We start from the raw sequence: 20,009 nt of genomic DNA, 5'->3' as shown, positions 1-20,009 counted from the left end.
GGCCGGAGAATGTCAAGAAAATCAGAAAATTATTCTTTTTCCTCAAAAACCGCGTCGACTTCGTATTCCAGCAGATGATCCCAATCATCGTTCTTCAGCAGGTCGAGCTGCGCCTCAATCAGCATTTGGAAACGTGTTCTGAAGACTTTAGACTGTTTTTTCAGCTCTTCAATTTCCATTGCGATTTTTCTTGATTTGGAAAGCGACTCATTGATGATGCGATCGGCATTTTTTTCTGCTTCACGGACGATCAGCTTCGCTTCCTTCTGCGAGTTGCGCTTTACGTCTTCTGCGGCTTCCTGGGCTACGAGAATTGATTTATTCAGCGTTTCTTCGATATTGGCAAAGTGGCCGATTTTTTCGTCCAGCTCGTTCACTTTCGCCTCAAGCTCCGTTTTTTTACGGAGTGCGATTTCGTAATCTTTTCTGACCTGCATTAAAAATTCATTTACTTCATCTTCATCATATCCGCGAAAACCTTTTGTAAACGTTTTGTTATGGATATCATTCGGCGTTAATGGCATATTGCCACCTCCATTTTTACATTTCAGTACGGTTATCTAGTTCACATTATAAAACAAATACGGCACAGATGGAGAAAAAAACTGAAAAAACGACTCATTTTTGCCGTTCAAATGTAACTTTCCATTTGTCTTTTTTCGTTTTTCCGTCAACTTTTGCCAAACTGCATCGTCCGAAGCCGCGAATCGAGAGCATGTCCCCTTCAGCAACCTGATAAGACGGATCTTCAATGGCTTTCCAATTCACCTTAACGAGCCCGTTTTTCACAAGCGCCTGCGCTTTCTGCCGGGATTGCCTGCTCATTGAAGCGCAGACGGCGTCGAGACGCAATGAAGAAACCGTGTCATCTCTTATTTCGACATCTGAAGCGGGAATGTGAAGAGCGGAAAGCTCGATTTTCTCAAGCTTTACCGGCGCTTTGCCCGCCTTGGTCAGCTGAGTGCTGACAAAATCGGCGATTTCACCGGAGACGATCAGCTGCACGGCTTCCTCTGAGAAAATCAGATCGCCGTATTTCTGCCGCTTTAAGCCGATCCCCATTAATGATCCGAGAAGAGAGCGGTGGTCAATGCTGACGAATTTTTCAGCGTATTGAACGTCAAAAGCCCGAAGCTCAAAATCATCCTGTTCAGGTTCCATATATTCAGGGTATAAAATCGCGCGTTTGCGCTCAGCTCTGTCATATCCTCCGAAAAACGCAAGACCGCAGGCGTCGCCGATAACGGCCTTTACAATGACCTGTTCCCTGGGGTCTAAGAAATCAGTCAGCTTCATCCGATACTGGTCCAGGACAATCTGTTTCCATTCAAGCGCCTGATCAATAAAAGGCCGCTCGTCTTGTCTGAAGTGCTGGTAAATATCGCTCATGTTCTTTCCTTTCTATGTAAAGAGGCTTGGCTGGTGCCAAGCCCGTATCAAACTGTCGCATTCAAGTATACATTGCGATCATGCGGTATAGGCCCCAAAGTCCCGTCGTGGCAAACCGAAGCACGATAATCGCTACAATCGGGGATATATCCAGCATGGCAATGGGCGGAATGATCCTTCTGAACGGCTCTAAATACGGTTCGCAAATCGCTGCGAGAAACCGTCCGACCGCCGTTTCTCTCGTACTCGGCACCCATGACATAAAGATATAGATGATCAGGGCAAACGAGTAGATGTAAATTAAATAACTCAGAACGGAAAAAATTTGATAAAGAATCATCCTGCTTTACCACCTCTGATGTTCGTCTTCATTTATAAGCTCCGAAATCGTGCCGGAAACGTCGACATTATCAGGCGTGCACAGAAAAATATCTGAACCGATTCTCTGAATGTCGCCGCCGATGGCGTAGACGGTACCGCTTAAAAAGTCGACGATTCTTTTCGCCTGATCATGCTGGATGCGCTGCAGATTGACGACAACCGCCCGCCTGTTCTTTAAATGATCGGCGATTTCCTGCGCTTCCGCATATACACGCGGTTCACTCAACACCACTTTAGAGGATTTCTGAACACTTTGCAAGCTTACTACGTTCTGCTTGCCCTGCGGCTTCTGAGCGTAAGCAGGCTGTTTATCTTTCTGCTGTTCATGCTCTTCCTGATGATCCTGCTCTGTTTCAATGTATTCGTACTCGTACTCCTCCTCATCCATTGAGAAAAAGTTTTTCAGTTTATTTTTCATGCTCATTTGTTTACACCCCCCGGTTCATTTCCGACTAATGAAGAGCCTATTCTGATAAAAGTTGCGCCCTCTTCAACAGCGATTTCATAATCATTTGACATGCCCATTGACAGTTCCCGGCACGGTGCGTTTGCCTGATTCAGTTTTTGCACCTGATCCCTCAGATCACGCAATTGCCGGAAGCAGGCTCTGATCGTTTCTGTATCGTCTGTCAGGGGAGCCATCGTCATCAGACCCTCTACAGAAATGTTTCTAAACTCAGAAAGCTCTCTGATAAAGGGGATGACCTCCTCTGTTTTCAAACCGTGCTTAGACGGCTCAAGCGAAGTATTCACCTGCACAAAACAGCGAACCGTATGCTGCGCCCGTTTTTCAATCTCTTTTGCCAATGACAGTCTGTCTAAGGAATGAATATAAGATACACGGTCAACGACGGCCTTCACCTTTCTGGACTGAAGACTGCCGATAAAGTGCCACTCCGGGCTGCCTTTGATGACTTCCTGCTTATGGATAAGCTCGGCATCCCGGTTTTCTCCCAGACTTGTAATACCGGCATCAACGGCCTCTTGAGCCCTTTCGGCTGATACGTATTTTGTAACCGCGATGACGGTAACATCTTCGGGGCTTCGGCCCGATCTGTTACATGCTTCGTTTATTCTTTCGTTTATATGTCGTAATTGATCAGCAACACGCAAGATCTTACGCCTCCTTCATTCCGATAAAGGACATCATGCGTCCCGTTTTCCCTTTGTCGCGGCGGTGTGAAAAGAATAGTTCACGCTCTCGTTCGGTGCATAAACCGCTGACTGAAATGTTTTCTTCCGGAATGCCGCAATGTATCAGAAGAAGACGGTTGACCTCTTTTAAATCAAGCTGATACTGGCCTTTTTCCGTTTCGCATATGGCGGATTCAGCCGTAAAAGGCAGCGCCCGCACTTCATTGATGACGCGGTCGTCGACTGTATAGCTTCCCGCGCTGATGGACGGACCGATGACAGCCTGAATATCTGTTAAACGGGAGCCTTCTTCGTTTACCCAGCGTTCCGTCATGATGCGTCCGATTTGTTTGACCGTCCCCTTCCATCCGGCATGGGCAGCGCCGATAATGGATTTCACCGGGTCATAAAAATACAAGGGCACACAGTCCGCAAAACAAAGGGCCAAAAAAAGATTCGCATCTTTCGTGTAGAGCCCGTCCGTCCCGCGGAATGCGGAAGAATAGTCTCTCGCCCCTTTTCCTTTATCCCCGGCTGTCACGCGCCGGACGCGGTTTTCATGTGTCTGGTCGGCGAACACCCAGGAATCCAGATCAGTACCGCATAAGGACGCTATGACTTCACGGTTTGTCACAACATCATGAGCTTCGTCCCGGACGTGCAATCCGGTATTTAATGACTCATACGGAGGATTGCTGACCCCGCCGTTTTTCGTCGTGAATCCGGCGATGACCTTTGTGTTAAGCTGATTCACACAGTTCCAGTCTTCTATCATGAGTGCCGAGGGGGTGGTAAGACTAAACGGGTGATATGTATTCATGGAGATCCAACCTTTCGACAAACATTAAAAAAGCGTAATTTCCCACTCATTTTAACACAATTTTAAGCATACGTTTAGCGGCTGATTGAAAAATGAGATAAATAAATGTGCCGGAAACATTGAGATTTCCGGCTTTTTACAAGTAAAGGGAGGATTACGCTCCCCCCTTTGGTTCGTTTACACGCACTAAGATGACATCTTCCCCAATTTTAACTATATTTCGCCAAGGAATGATCATTTCCTCTTCTTTTCCGAAAAAACCGAGAACTTTTCCGCTGCCGCCTAAAATAATCGCCTGAATTTTTCCCGTTGTCACGTTAATATCAATATCACCGATGCTCCCGAGTTTTTTTCCGTTCGACACGTTTACCACATCTTTTATTTGAAATTCAGATATGCTGATCATCCGTATCACGCCCTTTGCCCGTTCTTTTTCCTATTATATGAACGGCCGGGCTGAACCTTGTCACATCGGGCAATCTTTTTTGCGGCTGCACCAGCCGAGGATAAATCTCAGCATAATTTTCGTATAGTCCATAAGCTCATCAACGGACACTTCCTCGTTTACGGAGTGGGCGTTTTTTAAATCGCCGGGACCGTATATGACGCTCGGAATCCCGGCATGATAAAGCCACCCTCCGTCAGTTACGGTTTGGGAAACATCAATGACGGGCTCCTGTTTTCTGACGGCTGAGTGTGATGCAGCCAAGACAGAAACTGCCGGATGATCCGGGTCGATTTCCAGCGCCGGGAACACCTCTCCTCTGTCTTCAATCATCGAAGATCCGCCCCATTTGAACACCGGCCTGTTTTCTTTGAGCCACAGATCACTGTCAGCGACACGATTAATATAGTCTTCGATTTCTGCGGCTGCTTGTTCGTGCGTTTCGTTCGGATAAAAGTGGACGGTGATCCATAACCGGCATTCATCGGCGACAAACGCTGCGTGTCTTCCGCCTTCAATGACGGCAGGGTTGATCGTATTGGTGCCGGGCGCAAAGCCGGGGTAGCTTTTCGTTACCGCCCAGTGGCGCTCCAGCTCTCCCAAGGCAGTGATGATTTTCGCCATTTTTTCGATGGCGCTCGCTCCGAATGTGCCTCCGCCCGCATGAATCATATTGCGCCTCATGCCGTCATGAAATGTTTGTTTGCTTTTCAATTCTATCCAGCCGGTGATGACTCCGCCCTGCCCTTGAATATGCAGGCTGCTCGTATCCGCGACAACGGCAAAATCCGCGTGATAGCCGCGTTTGCAGCATTCCAGCGTCCCCGCCTCACCGACTTCTTCTCCGATTACAGACTGTACAATGAGGTCGCCCGGAAGCTCAATGCCGGCATCATGGATCAGCTTCAGAGAGAAAAGAACACACGCCAAACCCCCTTTCATATCAGCGGCGCCCCTTCCGATCAGCATGCCGTCTTTTACGATCGGCTGAAACGGGTCAGAGTGCCAGTCTTCGCCCCCGGCTTCTGCCACATCAATGTGTCCGTTTAAAATCAGGCTTTGATGCCTGCTTGAATCTGTCCCTTTTAAAACACCGACTACATTCGGATCTTCCGGATACACATCCCACATATCGACCGAGCAGCCCGTTTCTTTTAAAAAGCCGGCCACCCACTTTTGGGCTTCTGCCGTATTTCTTGCTGGCGGGGCCGGAGTCGGAAAGGCTATCAACCTTTCAGCAATATGTATGAAGTCATTCCGCCGTTTTTCCGCCTGGTGTAACAGCATATCAATCTGATGCATTAGAAATCTCCCCTTTGGCTGTATCAAAAAAACCGTTTCATTCATGAAATGAAACGGGTAAAAAACGGATCTTCCTCCGCTTTTTTCACCGCTTCCCTCCGCCGGCATGATCCGGATCAGGTCCTTTAAGGGTTGAGACAACGTCTCTCTCAGCCGCATGGCAGCACCCCCAGGGTGAATTTATGTTATTTTACGGATGATGCCTCTTTTGCACGTGTTAAAAACGGGCGGCCATTGTTCCATAAGACATTGACAGGCATATCGAAAAACGCTGTAAGCCGCTCGTCAGAAAGCATGTCCCTGATTTTCCCGGAGGCGAACACCTCGCCCTGTTTTAAAAGCAGCGCCTGATCAAATACCGGCAGAATTTCTTCAGCGTGATGGGTGACATAAAGGATGGACGGCGCATTTTCTTTTTCGGCGATCGACGTAATCGTGTCCAGCAGCTGCTCCCTTGCCATAAAATCAAGACCCGTCACGGGTTCGTCCAAAATCAGCAGTTCCGGATCAGCCATAAGCGCCCGCGCAATCAGCGCTCTTTGTCTTTCCCCTTGTGATAATGTTTCATACCGTCTGTCGGCGTAACTGATGGCGCCCAAATCCTTCAGAAGACCGATCGCTTTTTCCCTTACCTGCTCACTTGGAGTTTCGTACAGCCCGATTGAGGCGTACGCGCCGCTGAGGGCGATTTCAAAAGCGGAGTCCGCGGCATATAATTTGTGTTGAAGACCTGCCGAAACAAGGCCGATTTTCCTTCTGAGCCTGTCACCGAGCTCAGTTTTGCCGAATTGATGGCCGAGCACCTGCATCTCTCCTGAAGTGGGGAAGTAATAAGAGCATAACATATTCAGCAAAGCCGTTTTTCCGGCTCCGTTTAATCCGTACAGCACCCAATTTTCGTTTTTCTCGACGCGCCAGTTAATATCTTTCAAAATCCATTTCCCGTTTCTTTTTAATGACACACTGTCCAGCTGTAAAATCATTGCAGTTTCCCCCGTTTACTTTGTTTAAATTTTCTAAAAACTTTTACACATTAGAATACATCACTTTTTTGCAAACGTAAACCATCGCATGAAAAAAGCCTTTAAACAAGGTTTAAAGGCTTTTTCCGTTATTGATGGATATTCTTATTCATTTGTTTAATGGCTGCCTTTTCAAGCCTTGAGACCTGAGCTTGGGATATGCCGATTTCTTCAGCGACTTCCATTTGGGTTTTCCCTTGGAAAAAGCGCTTTCGCAAAATCATTTTTTCCCGTTCGTTCAGTCTTCTCATGCCTTCTTTCAGAGCCAGCTCCTCAATCCATTGTGTATCCTTATTGCGCTCATCGCTGATCTGGTCCATCACGTAAATCGGATCGCCGCCGTCATTATAAATCGGCTCAAACAGTGAAACCGGATCCTGGATGGCGTCAAGGGCAAACACAATTTCTTCATGGGGCACTTCAAGAACTTTGGCGATTTCCTCTGCTGTCGGCTCCCTGCTTGTCTCACTGATTAACCGCTCTCTTACTTGAAGCGCTTTATATGCGATATCACGAAGCGACCTCGAGACGCGGATCGGATTGTTATCCCGCAAATATCTGCGGATTTCTCCGATGATCATCGGTACAGCGTATGTTGAAAACTTAACATTATGGCTTAGGTCAAAATTATCAATGGATTTCATTAGTCCGATGCAGCCGACCTGAAATAAGTCATCAACATACTCTCCTCTGTTGTTAAACCTCTGAATGACGCTTAAGACAAGGCGCAGATTGCCGTTTACAAGCTTTTCCCTCGCTGAATCATCGCCCTCATCCTGTAATTGCCTAAACAGCTTTCTCATCTCTTCATTCTTGAGCACCGGTAATTTGGAGGTATCCACCCCGCAAATTTCGACTTTATTTCTTGACACGTTTTTCCCTCCCACTAGGAGCTGCTGTACAACGTTAAGTATCTCCTCGGGTGGGAAAAATATGCACCGCCATTTTACAGAAATAAACATCCGGCTGCGGCAATCCTTGCAGCAGTAAGGGCTGTCAGATGGAAAAAATTTTACACCATTTTGTTAAACTCTTTTCTCAGTCTTTTGATAATCCGCTTTTCGAGCCGGGAGATATAAGATTGTGAAATCCCCATCATGTCGGCTACATCTTTTTGTGTTTTTTCTTCTTCTCCGACAAGCCCGAAACGCAGTTCCATAATCTGCTTTTCTCTTTCGTTTAATTGCTCAAGCGCTTTTTTCAAAAGTTTTTTATCCACATTGGCTTCAATGTCTTTTGTAATAATATCATCATCTGTGCCGAGCACATCCGAAAGCAGCAGCTCGTTTCCGTCCCAATCAATATTCAGCGGTTCATCAAAGGACACCTCTGAACGGATTTTATTGTTTCGGCGCAAGTACATTAAAATTTCGTTTTCGATACATCGCGACGCGTAGGTGGCGAGTTTGATTTTCTTTTCCGGATTAAAAGTGTTTACCGCTTTGATCAAACCGATGGTGCCGATGCTGATTAAGTCCTCGATATTGATGCCGGTATTTTCGAATTTGCGGGCAATGTAAACGACAAGACGTAAGTTTCTCTCAATCAGAATGGCCCGCGCCGCCTGATCCCCGCTCGGCAGCTTTAATAAGAGCACCTGCTCCTCTTCTTTAGACAAAGGCGGCGGCAGCGCCTCGCTTCCTCCTATGTAATACACTTCATCGCTTTTCAGTCCGAGTTTCATCAGCCATTTATACCACAAATATGTCAGACGCAGCTTAAGTTTTTTCATCTTCCTCCCCCTTCTAAATACAACGCGTTTTGAGTATGATGAATAACAGACTTTTCGTCAGGAAACATGTTTTACAGCCTTCCCTGTCAGCATCTTCGGATGAACGATTCCGTCAAATTCACCGTCCGCGGATAATGGTTTTGTGCTGATGCCGATCAGGCATTTTTCACAAGCGATCATTTCGTCTTTTGTTAAAATCGTGACGTAATCCGGCTTTAAACAGAGTAAAAATTGATTGTCCTGGCCGACGCCCCTGTATGGAATCAGCCTCAGCTTATCCGCATGGCGGAACGAATCATCAAGCTGCTCTATCACTTCAAGCGGACTGGCGGATTTTATGAGGTCCGTTTCCTTTTCGCTCAGAATCGGAGCGAATTTGTCAATGTGAAGGATCATGACCGGCGTTTTCGTCAGCGGATCATACAGCTGATTCCCGGAATCCACCAATCCTTTCGCGCGGATTGTCTGTCCGCTGAATTCCGCCTGCACCATGACAAGTTCATCGTACTGAATGGACTTCGTCTCGATGTCTTCAATTCTCTTTTTCGAAAAAAACCATATGGCCGGAAATCCGATAACTACAAACATCCAGCTGATCGGGTCGCCGAATCCGGTCTGGCTTGTGACCATTACGCCTTGCTGCACAATTGATTCTGTCTGCAGCAGGGAATGTACACCGATCATTCCCCCGCCGACGAGAAAAGTCGCGAAATAAAAGGCGAACAAATTTTGAAAAAAGTATCGGAACCGTTTAAAGCCAAAAGCCGCAAGCACGATGACTACTGAAAACGCCATTTTTCCCGCCGGATGCTCCACAAAGGGAGAAACAGGCGTAAACATCAGAAGCACAATGGCTGACCCGATGAAACCGCCGGCGGCCACTCTTCTTTTTTTCACCTGGCGTTTTAAAATAAAGGCGGTCAATAAAAGCAAAAGAGAATCAAAACAAAAGTTCAACAGCCAAATGACATCCAGATAGATTTTCACATCTGACCCCTTTCCTCTTTTGTCTTACTTATCTGTTTCTCTCTCTTGTTTCATAAGTATAAAGCAAGCTCTGTGGGAAAGTCTGTCAATTAATGTTGAGGGTAAAGTACAATTTTTAAGGGATAACCGTTTTATTTGTCGAGGGCCGAAAGGGTTGCTTTCCTATTGTCCGCTTCAACTAAAAAAGCGCTGCCCGTGATCTGGCAGCGCTCTGTCTTACTCATTGATATAAAGTTTTCCTTTAGCCGTCTGTCTCGTTTCATTTCCGTAGTCATCTCTAGCGATAACCTCAATTTTTGCTCCGCTTGCTTTGATGGAAGAAGTCGCCGTCCAGTAACCCTCATATCGTCCCGGAGAAATTTCTCTCAGCGGAAGCTCTGTTGCGTTTTGGCTCCCTGCCCGGGCGTTTGTCAGAGGCAGACGGATAACGAAGGAAGCGTCTAATTTCTTTCCGCTTGAAAAAGCGATTTTCACTGATTCTCCGGCTTTTAATTCCTTATCCGCTCCGGGAACCAATCCGGAAATGACGGGAGCATTGTAATTGACATCGATCACCGTCTTTTTCGTTGTTTTGTTACCCGCTTCATCTGAGGCCGTGACCTTGATCTCATTGCTGCCGTTTTCCAGAAGGGTTCTCGCTTGATAAGAACCGTTATTTACTTCAGCTTTTTTTCCGTTCACCTTTACCCATTTTAAATGGGCGTCGTGCACTTTTCCTTTTACGGTCACTGCTTCTTTATTTGTTTTATCACCGTTTGCCGGACTGTCAATCGTCACATCCGGCTTATCCTCATCCAGTATGACCGTGACAGGGCGTGACTCATCGGTTGACCCGCTGTCTGTCACAGATGCCACCGTCAGCCGATTGGCATCTTCAGTGAGTGTGACGCCGGCCTGGAAATTGCCGTCTGCATCTGCTTTCGTTTCTGCGGCGGTTTTACCGTTATTGGTAAGACGGACAGCGGTTTTTGGTGAAGCCGTTCCTTTCACCGTGATTGACTTCTTGTTTGTAAATGACCGGTCTTCAGGCGACGTTATGTCAGGCACAGAAGCTTCGTAGTCGACCAAAGCCCTGATCATAAAGTTTCCGTCTGATTTATCGGTTTTAGACCAGCGGCCGTCGAGGTATTGCCAGTTTCTGTTCGAGTACGGACTGCCGTCATCAGATGACAGGGCAGGTGTATAAGGATCGGGTTTCGTCTGGCGGAACACAAGATAAAAATCCTTTCCGACCGCGATTCCTTTTGAGCTGAGATCCACTTTGGTCCATTCGCCGTTTCGAAGCGCTTCAGCTTGGAACGGGCCGGCAATTTTGCTGCCCGGAGCTCCATCAGGGCCGGATGCATCATATACTTCTGCTTGAAATTCGGTACCGCCCGGATCAGGCCAGTCGGCGCCCCAAAATTTAAAAAGGCCTCCCGTCAGCATACCGTGTTCTTTTCCGTCTTTGAGCGTCATCTTAACGGCAGATTTGCTGCCGGCTTTAAAATATGACAGCGCGGCTTCTTCCGTTCCGTTATCATAGGCAATTTCCCCTTCATAACCGATATACGGCTTAAGCTTGACGTTTTTTTCAGCATCTCCTTTGATGTCAACGGAAAATTCGCTATTGTAAAAGCCTTTTGCCGCTACTTTGATTGTGTAGGAGCCTTCGTACGCCTTAAGCGAATATTCCCCTTTATCGTTTGTCACCGCCGGTTCAATTGCGGCATCCTCAGCCACATAAAGCGCAGCCCCTTTTACCGGTTCGCCTGTTGACTGATTGGTGATGGTTCCTTTTAGCGTGCCGGACGGCATTTGCTCCAGTGTAAAGTCTGCCTGTGCGGTTTTGTCTGATTGAATAGAAACTTGTTTCGAAGCGGACTTAAATCCGTAAGCCTCGGCTTTCAGCGTATAGCTTCCCGCCTTATGCGACAGGCTGTAGCTTCCGCTTGCAGGGTCGGAATATACGGATTTCCCCGTCTCGGCGACACTGATTTGCGCTCTGAGAGGCAGGAGGTTTGTTTCACGTTTTACTCTTTTTCCGGGTGATTTCACTGCCGGTTTGGCCTGTTTCGGACTGACAGCTTTTTTCTTCAGGTGTCCGGGAGGTGTTTGTCTATTGTGTTTACTTTTTTTAGCCGCCTTGCCGAGAGGGCTGCTTGAAAGCCGGACATCATCGATATACCATCCGTCTTCATTGAGTACTTCGTCTGACTGCATATTAAACATGAGCTTTATGTTTTGGCCTTTATACGCAGATAAATCTGCCTCTTCATCGTTCCATCCTGCGGAGTCACCATTGTAAACGGCCGCCTGCTCCCAATTTGATTTTCCTTCCGGAAGAACGAACACATACCCGTAATCAAAAAATTCTTCGAGCTTGTGCCAGCTTTTAAATTGCAAAAACAGCCGTCCTGTTTCCGGAACTTGAATCGGAGGCATCACCAAATTCATGTTGGCTGAATCGGCATAAGGGCCGGACAGATTCGTCGCATACACTTTATCTCCGGAAAATGCGGCGCCGGGCCCTGAACCCGGGATACCCCATTCCCATTGGTCATGTGTCCCGTAACTGGACCAGCCCGCCGGCTGTGATTCAAAATCCTCTTTGTATCCCGCCGTAATGCTCGGTTTCACGTCAGCCCGGTACGTATCAGATTCTACAGAATGACCTCCGAAATCTTTTATGGTCCATTTATAACTTACCTTGCTTCCCGTTACATCCGGAATCTCCGCCTGGTATGTTCCCTTTTTTTCATCACCGCTTTTTTGAACGGCGGCTGTCGTTTTCCACTTTCCTTCATCAAACTGATAGGAAAGGATGACTTCAGTTACACTTACATCGTCTTCTGCTGTAACCGTTAACGGAAGGTTTGCCCCTTTGTAAGCCGCTGAGACCGGTTCATGGTGAAAGCTGGGCGGATTGTGATCTTCGCCCGCAGAAGAGACCTTGCCTTCTACGCTTCCGATTCCGTCCGTTACGGCAGAAACGGCATCAAAAGCGTTAACGAGACCGTGGCCGTAACCGTTATTCGGTGATTCCGGAAAAACGGAATCTGTCAGCTTTTCGGCGGTGCGCGTCAAAACGTCTTCCATTTCATCGACCGTAATAGAGGCGTTCGCCTGCCTTAACAAAGCCGCCGTCGCCGCCACATGCGGCCCGGCCATTGAAGTTCCGTCCCAGCCGCCTTCGTATGTTCCTCCAGAAATCGAAGAACGGATATTCACTCCCGGAGCCGAAATATCCGGTTTTGTTTCATGATACGGTGAGGGGCCTTGAAGTGAGAAATCAGCGAGTTTCTTGTCGATGTCAGTCGCACCTGTCGCAAATGCTTCAGGATAATTGGCCGGATTTGCGATTGAACCCGGTCCTCCCGGTGTAAATAAGTCTTCATTTCCCGCAGAGAATTCCGGAAAAATCCCTGCCGCTCTCCACGCATTCACCATATCGCGGTACCACTCGTCCATTCCCGAACCGCCTGCCCAGGAATTATTGACAACATCCGGCGCCATCTCGGGATGGGGCGTGCCGTTTTTATCTTTAGGCGCGAGCACCCATTCACCAGCATCCAAAATATCGGCATCGGTTCCTCCGTCATCTGAAAATGCTTTTACTGCGATCCATTTCGCCCCCGGAGCCACACCGATTTGATTTGAGCCGTCAGGTTCTGAACCCGTCATGGTCCCTGTTACATGAGTGCCGTGTTCAAGATCATCGTAGGGAGCGTCTTTATGGGACACGGCATCATACCAGTTCATTTCATGATTCGGCGCTGCGGGATTTTCAGGATCGTAACCCCGGTATTTTTCTTTAAGCGCCGGATGATCCCACTGAACTCCCGTATCAATGGAGGCGACAACCGTGCCGGTTCCGTCGTATCCTGAAGCCCAGGCCTGCGGCGCATCAATTTGGCTGATATTCCATTCGATGCCTTCCTTTGCTTTGATCTCTTTTTGTTTTTTCTTCATTTGAAAAGGAGCTTTTGATTGTCGTTGAGTAAGCTGACGTTTTTCATTCGGAAGAACTTTTTCTACTTCAGGAAATGAGGCGGCTTTTTCCATTACCTCTTTCGAAGCAGTGACTGCCATTCCGTTAACAATATAATAGGAATGGATGTGATCAGCCTTGCCTTTCTTTTTTTGTTTTTCCAAATATGTTTTCAGATTCTGCTGCGCATCATGAGCCGCCAGTTTTAAAGAAGAAACGACGGCTGACCGCTTTTGATATTCGGTTTTTGCTGCGGAAAGCGATTGAGACTTGGCGTTTTTTTCTGCTTCTTTGACCGCTTTTTTCGTATTGGCTTTCTCTTTAAATTTGATAAGAAACGTGACTTTATCATTTTTTTCAAAACGCTTCTTGACTGAATCGGAAATCTTATGCTGAATGCTCTTAGAGGAAGAAAGATCTTTGGTGAAAGAAACTGCCCCCGGTGTGCTGTTCGCTCCGGCTGCACCCGGAAACAACAGGGAACTGACGACAATCGCGCTTAAAACGGAGCCTGTCCATCTGTTTCTTGTTTTTTTCTTCAATCGTATCCCCCCTTATTTGGTAACGCCCTATAAAATGTGTATCCCTCCTTCATAATTGGAATCGTTTGTTATTTCGATGCTGTACGTTAAATGTAGACAATCTTCCATCCAGATATTGTCACATTCTGTAGAAAGCCGTATGAAATTAAAAAACAATCAATTCGTCATAGGTATAAAGTTTCTTTTTTCACTGTATAGATCATGGGGATAGGAAGGAAGACTGTGCACAAAAGAAAAAGGACAAAACCATGTGGTCTTGTCCTTTTTTACATCAGCCGCGTTTGTTGCGGTTTCTTAAAAATGTAGGAATGTCGAGGGCATCATCCGCCGGCTGTGATGTATGGCGGTTCACCGTGTTTTGATGCTGTGTTTCTTCTCGTTTCGGCTCACGTTTCGCAGCGTTTTGGCTTTGAGACTTCAATCCTTGGTTTAAAGTCGGACGCTGCGGTTTTGAGTCATCTTTTTCCTGTTCGATAAAACCGGTCGCAATAACGGTGACGACGATTTCATCTTTCAGATTTTCATTGATAACTGAACCGAAAATCATGTTGACATCAGGGTCGGATGCAGAAGCGACGATGTCGGCTGCTTCCTGCACTTCGTAGAGGCTCAGGTTTGTACCTCCCGTAATGTTCATCAAAACACCTTGCGCTCCGTCGATTGCCGCTTCCAGTAACGGACTGGAGATCGCCTTTTTGGCGGCTTCAGCAGCACGGCTTTCGCCCGTAGCGATCCCGATCCCCATCAATGCTGAACCTTTGTTGGACATGATGGTTTTGACATCGGCAAAGTCCAAGTTGATTAAACCAGGCGTCGCGATGAGGTCAGAGATACCTTGCACCCCTTGGCGAAGCACGTTATCAGCTTCACGGAATGCTTCAAGCATCGGTGTGTTTTTATCGACGATTTCAAGAATGCGGTCATTCGGAATAACGATCAGTGTGTCAACGGCTTCTTTCATTGCCGTGATACCGCCTGCAGCCTGCAGCTGACGTTTTCTTCCTTCAAATGTAAACGGTCTTGTTACGACACCGACAGTCAAAGCGCCTAAGTCCTTTGCGATTTGCGCGATAACCGGTGCGGCTCCCGTTCCGGTACCGCCTCCCATTCCGGCTGTAACGAACACCATGTCAGCACCTTTTAGCGCTTCTTCGATTTGTTCCTTACTTTCTTCAGCGGCTTTTTTGCCGACTTCCGGATTCGCTCCCGCTCCGAGACCGCGGGTCAGCTTTTCCCCGATCTGCATTTTCACTTCCGCTTTTGACAGGTTAAGAGCTTGCGCGTCCGTGTTTACCGCAATGTACTCTACACCCTGCACTTCATTTTCAATCATTCGGTTGACCGCGTTATTACCGCCGCCTCCTACTCCGATTACTTTAATTGATGCTAAGCCGTCTATGTTTGTTTCGAAATCCAACATGCTAAATCCTCCTAATCTGCCGAATGACTATCAATCTATTCCCAAAACATGCTTAATAGTTTTTTCATTTTGCTCGGTTTGTTGTGTTCGGCTTGTGTTTTTTGTTTTGCTTTTGGACGCTGCTGCGCCTCTGGCCGCTGATGATGTTCTTCTTCGTGAGAGACCGCGATTTCCTGCACGGCTTCTTCCGGCATATGAAAGCCTATTTTTCTTCCCTGAATTCTGGCATTTCGGCAGGCAAATTGTATCAAGCCGACACCCGTCATATACTGAGGGTCTCTTACACCGATATAATTCGGGCTTGCGACCCTTACATTGTGCCTCAGCACTTCCTGTGCCAATGAAAGCACTCCGGGCATTGCGGCCTGTCCGCCGGTCAGCACAAAGCCGCCGGGCAGATCTGTAATTCCCATATGCTCAATTTCGGCTGCGGCAATCTCAAGAATCTCTTCCACTCTTGCTTCAATAATATTGGCAATTTCCTGCTGTGTAAAAGATTGCTTTTGATTCGTTCCTATGACGGTGACTTCAAATACTTCATCTTCTGAAGCCTCATCGTAGAATGCATGTCCGAATTGTTTTTTTACTCTTTCAGCCTCTTCGGTGGAAGTGCGCAATCCGATCGATACATCTTTCGTGATGTTTTCGCCTCCGAGCGGAATGACGGCTGTCTCCTTCAGGTGCCCCTGTTCAAATACCGCCACCGTCGTCGAGCCGCCGCCGATATCAATCATGGCGACTCCGAGGTTTTTTTCGTCTTTTGATAAAGCCGCCGAACCGGCCGCAAGCGGCTGCAGGCAAATATCAGTAATTTCAACGCCCGCTCTCTCCACACAGCGAAGTAAGTTATGTAAGATCGTTTTGGAGCCGGTAATCAGCGTGCCTTCTACTTCCAGGCGCACGCCGAGCATTTTTTTCGGATCGGTAATTTCGTCTCTTCCGTCAACGATAAACTGTTTCGGAACGACGTCTACGATCAGCTGCTCATGCGGAACTGACACGACCTGTGCCGCTTCCATTACCCTGCGGACGTCTTCAACGTGAATTTCTTTGTTTTCACTGGAAACAGCGACAACGCCGTTCGTATCTTGAATATGAATATAATTTCCATTAACGCCGACAATGGCTTTTTTCAGCGGAAAACCTACCATTCTTTCAGCTTGGTCAAACGCTTTTCTTATAGAATGAACGGTTTCATCTATATCAACGATTGAGCCTTTTTTCAACCCTTCAGACGGTACATTTCCCACTCCGATAATGTTAAGGGAATCATCTGTCATTTCTCCGACGATCACTTTTGTATTGGACGTACCGATGTCAAGACTGACGTAAAGTTCATTGTTGTTCATTCTATGGCACCTCCTCACATTTCGATCAAATTCTATTCTATTATTTGCGGAACAACAATACAATGAATGTGGCTTTACAAGTGTGTAACAAAAACAACAGCATCAACAAATTCTTATCTGATTTCTCACAATTTATGTTTAATGAAACTATTCGTTATATTCTATGTATATCCTCTTTTATATCGTATTTTTTTTATTTTTTTTAGAGACGGCCCACCTTACCGTAAGATTTCCTGTCACGGTGCCATACTGTGCAACCCAGATGCAAATATATCCGCTTTCCATTAGTCTACACTAAGATGAACCTCCAGAAAAGCTATAGATATTGCCAGAAACATCCGAAAAAAGAAGAAACAGGAGGAAAATTCCAAATGCAATGCTCATTGCAGAAGACACGCCCATTGCATTGAGAATTTTCCGCTTGTCCGGCAGCCATATCCCGGGCAAAAACAAACATAGTCATAATGATTCCGCTATCGGTTATATCGGCTGCCCCGCTGATTGTAATAGATTCTTTTGAATCACCTTGAAATTAGTTCTTTAGAACTATTAATCATTTTCTTTTTTCTTGCCGGATTTACCTTTGTTAAATTCTTCAAAATACGTAGCGACTTCTAAGTGGATAATCCCCTTTTTCCCGCCGTCCAGCTGGGAAACGATAGAAGGATAGGTCTTCATCCGGCCGGCAAACGTTTTAATAGAAGCGGTAACTACATACCCGTCGTTCATATACAGCCTGATCCGGTCCTGATCCATTTTTACCGGTGTATAATAGATTTCAGAAATCGACTGCTTTAGCGAACCGGAAAGCTTATCAAGCTGCTCCGCCATTTTGACCCGCTTTTTCGCGTTTGTCCAGTCAACCAAAATCGGGCCCGCGTCATCCGGCGTGACTTCGTTCGGCAGCACAGTGCCGTTTTCGAGCACTTCATAATATACATCATGTCGCTGCAGATACGCGATCGTCTTGTATTCTTCAATGTGAATGCTGACTTTGTTAGGAAATACTTTTGAAAGTTCCGCCTTTTTCACCAGCTTATTCTGCTCAATCTTTTCTTCTGTTTTTTTCTTGTTCAGACTCCAGAACTCGGTTTGTCCGTTATGTATATCAGAAAGCGCGTTGATCTCTTTTACAGACACGTTTTCGTTTCCGGAAACGGTGACAGAAGACACTTTGCTGATCGGCATCTGCAAGTACACGATGATCAGCACCATCATAAAAAAGAGCACAATGAATGAAATCAGCCGGCGGTTTGCTTTTTGCTTCCGCTGCTCTTTGATTTTCGGAATCCGCTCTTCAATATTTACGATTTTTTCTCTTTCATGATTTGGGTTCACTGCCTGTCCACCTCACTAAGAATGAAACAGCTTGACATTCGTCTGATTGAAAAACAAACGGCATGCTGTGATGCCGTTTGACATTTGTTAAAAGTATATCACATGAGCTCATGTAATCAGAGAACCTTTTAACGATTCCCTCCGATGATTTCAACTTCTGTATGCATGTCAACATCATACTGCTCACGGATTGTCTTTTTCACATATTCAATCAGATCAAGAACGTCCTTGGCAGTCGCTCCGCCGGCATTGACGATAAAATTCCCGTGCATTTCGGACACTTTCGCTCCGCCGATCTGATGTCCTTTTAATCCCGCTTTTTCAACGAGGTTTCCGGCATGATTCGGCAGCGGATTTCTGAATATGCTTCCGGCGCATGGGCTCGAATACGGCTGCGTATTTTTTCTGTAATCTTTGTTCTGCTGCATTTGCGCCGTAATGGCTTCCCGTTCCTTTTGCTCAAGCTGAAGAACTGCCTCGAGACAGACGCCGGGGCGTTTTTTCTGCAAAACAGACGTTCTGTAGCTGAAATCCATCTCTTCGTTCGTCAGCCATTCGATTGTGCCGTCTTCAAATAAGATACGGGCTTTCACAAGAATCTCACTCATATCAGATCCGTGCGCCCCGGCATTCATATAGACGGCTCCGCCGATTGATCCGGGAATGCCCGCTGCAAATTCGAGACCGGACATTCCTTTTTTACTCATGGAAGTCGCAAGCCGGACGACCGAATAGCCGCCTCCGACTGTCACCTGATCACCGTCAATCTCCAAATGATCCAGACCCGCTCCCAGCTTGATGACAACTCCTCTTATGCCTTCATCAAGCACGAGCAGATTTGAACCGCGGCCGATAACCGTCCATGGCAGATCATGTTTCTTCACAATATCCATAATATCTTTGACCGCTTCCACACGGTTGGGGATGATCAAAATGTCCGCCGGACCGCCGATTTTCATCGTTGTATGGTTCGCGAGCGGTTCTTGTTCCAGCACTTTGCCGACTTCGCGGTCTCTTAATTCCTGAATTACGTTCTCCATCATAAACCTCCGCATTCCATTTGCTCTATTTTTTTATGTCTTCCATGATACTGTACAGTCTGGCTGCCGCATCCGGAACACCGAGTGATTTTGTCCGCTCACTCATGTCTTTTAAGGTTTCTTCATTCATGACGATTTTGTCCAGCGCAGCGATCAGTTTTTCTCCGGTGAGCTCGGTTTCCTTCAGTACGATTGCAGCGTCATGCTGGCTGAGCGCCTTCGCATTGACTTCCTGGTGATTGGCTGTCACATACGGGCTCGGAATAAGCACGCTCGGAATGCCGAGAGCGGTGATTTCCGCAATCGTCGTCGCTCCGGCTCTGGCCACAATGACATCAATTGATTGTAAGTACTCCGGCATTTGGTGCAAAAACGGTTTTGTCACCATATTATCAGCGGCTTTTCCGCCTTTCAGCTCAGCCGTTACCTTCTCGTAATGCACTTCCCCGGTAATATAAAGCACTTGGTAAGGTCTCGTTTTCAATTCTTCCTGCATATCTATAACGGCACGGTTAATGGGAGCCGCGCCTCTGCTTCCGCCGAAAATGAGCACCGTTTTTTGATTGTCTTTCAGCCCGAACTCAGTTAATGAGCGGCCTGTCTTAATTGAGACGACTTCAGAGGCTCTCGGGTTTCCCGTAAACACAACTTTTTCAGCAGGAAAATGCGATTTTGCCTCTTCAAAGCAAATTGCCACCTTATTAACATATTTCGAGAGAAACTTATTTGTGATGCCGGGCAGGCTGTTTTGCTCATGAATGATCGTCGGAATTCCCATTTTTGCCGCCGCGTATACGACCGGACCGCATACATAGCCGCCTGTACCGATAACGGCATCCGGTTTAAACTCTTTTAAATATGATTTGCTTTTCTTCACGCCTTTTAAGAAACGCATGACGGTTTTTACATTTTCAAAAGAAAGTTTTCGTTTGAAACCTGTAATTTCAATGGCGCGAAACGGGATATTTTCCCGTTCAACAATTTTTTTCTCAAGACCGTTCTCTGTTCCGATATACAAAAATTCCACATCCGGATGCCGGCGCTGAACTTCTTTAATAAAGGCCAGGGCCGGATAAATATGTCCTCCGGTTCCGCCTCCGCTTACTGCAATACGCATTCGTATGTCCCCCTTAATCAC

Annotated in this window: 18 protein-coding genes and 1 riboswitch; all 18 genes read right to left on the bottom strand. The window is 46.8% G+C overall.

Going from position 1 to position 20,009, the window contains the following annotated elements:
* Positions 1-29: 29 nt before the first annotated feature.
* The 18 genes from divIVA to murG all read right to left on the bottom strand — a co-directional run bounded on the left by divIVA (position 30) and on the right by murG (position 19,988).
* Positions 30-524 (bottom strand): septum site-determining protein DivIVA, encoded by a 495-nt coding sequence (gene divIVA / locus NYE42_RS07815; RefSeq protein WP_003154406.1) that lies wholly within the window; start codon positions 522-524, stop codon positions 30-32.
* Between the two features lie 94 nt (positions 525-618).
* Positions 619-1,389 carry an RNA-binding protein gene (locus NYE42_RS07810; protein WP_007409722.1) on the bottom strand — a complete coding sequence of 257 codons (771 nt, stop codon included), beginning with the start codon at positions 1,387-1,389 and terminating at the stop codon, positions 619-621.
* A 61-nt stretch (positions 1,390-1,450) separates the two neighbouring features.
* On the bottom strand, positions 1,451-1,729 hold the full coding sequence (locus tag NYE42_RS07805; protein WP_003154408.1) for a YggT family protein: 279 nt from the start codon (positions 1,727-1,729) through the stop codon (positions 1,451-1,453).
* A 6-nt stretch (positions 1,730-1,735) separates the two neighbouring features.
* The gene (sepF, locus tag NYE42_RS07800; RefSeq protein ID WP_003154410.1) at positions 1,736-2,194 is read right to left on the bottom strand and encodes a cell division protein SepF; all 459 of its coding nucleotides are present in this window, start codon (positions 2,192-2,194) and stop codon (positions 1,736-1,738) included.
* The gene (locus NYE42_RS07795; protein ID WP_095352176.1) at positions 2,191-2,883 is read right to left on the bottom strand and encodes a YggS family pyridoxal phosphate-dependent enzyme; all 693 of its coding nucleotides are present in this window, start codon (positions 2,881-2,883) and stop codon (positions 2,191-2,193) included. Before NYE42_RS07795 ends, sepF begins: the two co-directional genes overlap by 4 nt.
* A 4-nt stretch (positions 2,884-2,887) precedes the next feature.
* Entirely contained in the window at positions 2,888-3,724 is an 837-nt protein-coding gene (gene pgeF, locus NYE42_RS07790; protein ID WP_014304972.1) for a peptidoglycan editing factor PgeF, read from the bottom strand.
* Positions 3,725-3,878: 154 nt separating this feature from the next.
* Positions 3,879-4,130 carry a YlmC/YmxH family sporulation protein gene (locus tag NYE42_RS07785; RefSeq protein WP_003154415.1) on the bottom strand — a complete coding sequence of 84 codons (252 nt, stop codon included), beginning with the start codon at positions 4,128-4,130 and terminating at the stop codon, positions 3,879-3,881.
* Positions 4,131-4,190: 60 nt separating this feature from the next.
* Positions 4,191-5,471, bottom strand: a complete 1,281-nt coding sequence (locus tag NYE42_RS07780; RefSeq protein WP_144463963.1) for an acetylornithine deacetylase — start codon at positions 5,469-5,471, stop codon at positions 4,191-4,193.
* 76 nt (positions 5,472-5,547) lie between these two features.
* A riboswitch (TPP riboswitch) is annotated at positions 5,548-5,652 on the bottom strand.
* Between the two features lie 4 nt (positions 5,653-5,656).
* On the bottom strand, positions 5,657-6,454 hold the full coding sequence (locus tag NYE42_RS07775; RefSeq protein ID WP_021493715.1) for an ABC transporter ATP-binding protein: 798 nt from the start codon (positions 6,452-6,454) through the stop codon (positions 5,657-5,659).
* Positions 6,455-6,582: 128 nt separating this feature from the next.
* A complete protein-coding gene (sigG, locus tag NYE42_RS07770) occupies positions 6,583-7,365 on the bottom strand; it encodes an RNA polymerase sporulation sigma factor SigG (protein ID WP_003154420.1) in 783 nt (260 codons plus the stop codon).
* A 140-nt stretch (positions 7,366-7,505) separates the two neighbouring features.
* On the bottom strand, positions 7,506-8,225 hold the full coding sequence (gene sigE, locus NYE42_RS07765) for an RNA polymerase sporulation sigma factor SigE (RefSeq protein WP_007409714.1): 720 nt from the start codon (positions 8,223-8,225) through the stop codon (positions 7,506-7,508).
* A 57-nt stretch (positions 8,226-8,282) separates the two neighbouring features.
* Positions 8,283-9,212 (bottom strand): sigma-E processing peptidase SpoIIGA, encoded by a 930-nt coding sequence (gene spoIIGA, locus NYE42_RS07760; protein ID WP_015417426.1) that lies wholly within the window; start codon positions 9,210-9,212, stop codon positions 8,283-8,285.
* 216 nt (positions 9,213-9,428) lie between these two features.
* Positions 9,429-13,724 (bottom strand): S8 family serine peptidase, encoded by a 4,296-nt coding sequence (locus NYE42_RS07755; protein WP_352426877.1) that lies wholly within the window; start codon positions 13,722-13,724, stop codon positions 9,429-9,431.
* Between the two features lie 271 nt (positions 13,725-13,995).
* Positions 13,996-15,144, bottom strand: coding sequence for a cell division protein FtsZ (ftsZ, locus tag NYE42_RS07750; protein WP_003154424.1), 1,149 nt, complete (start codon positions 15,142-15,144; stop codon positions 13,996-13,998).
* A gap of 35 nt (positions 15,145-15,179) precedes the next feature.
* Entirely contained in the window at positions 15,180-16,493 is a 1,314-nt protein-coding gene (gene ftsA / locus NYE42_RS07745; protein ID WP_003154425.1) for a cell division protein FtsA, read from the bottom strand.
* Between the two features lie 549 nt (positions 16,494-17,042).
* Positions 17,043-17,831, bottom strand: coding sequence for a cell division protein FtsQ/DivIB (locus NYE42_RS07740; RefSeq protein WP_327942315.1), 789 nt, complete (start codon positions 17,829-17,831; stop codon positions 17,043-17,045).
* A gap of 128 nt (positions 17,832-17,959) precedes the next feature.
* A complete protein-coding gene (gene murB / locus NYE42_RS07735; protein ID WP_015388267.1) occupies positions 17,960-18,871 on the bottom strand; it encodes a UDP-N-acetylmuramate dehydrogenase in 912 nt (303 codons plus the stop codon).
* 25 nt (positions 18,872-18,896) lie between these two features.
* The gene (gene murG / locus NYE42_RS07730) at positions 18,897-19,988 is read right to left on the bottom strand and encodes an undecaprenyldiphospho-muramoylpentapeptide beta-N-acetylglucosaminyltransferase (protein ID WP_015417423.1); all 1,092 of its coding nucleotides are present in this window, start codon (positions 19,986-19,988) and stop codon (positions 18,897-18,899) included.
* Positions 19,989-20,009: the final 21 nt, after the last annotated feature.

This window comes from Bacillus sp. FSL K6-2865 (genome assembly GCF_040311405.1).
Classification (GTDB): Bacteria; Bacillota; Bacilli; order Bacillales; family Bacillaceae; genus Bacillus; species Bacillus velezensis.
This window is presented reverse-complemented; position numbering and strand designations above follow the sequence as displayed.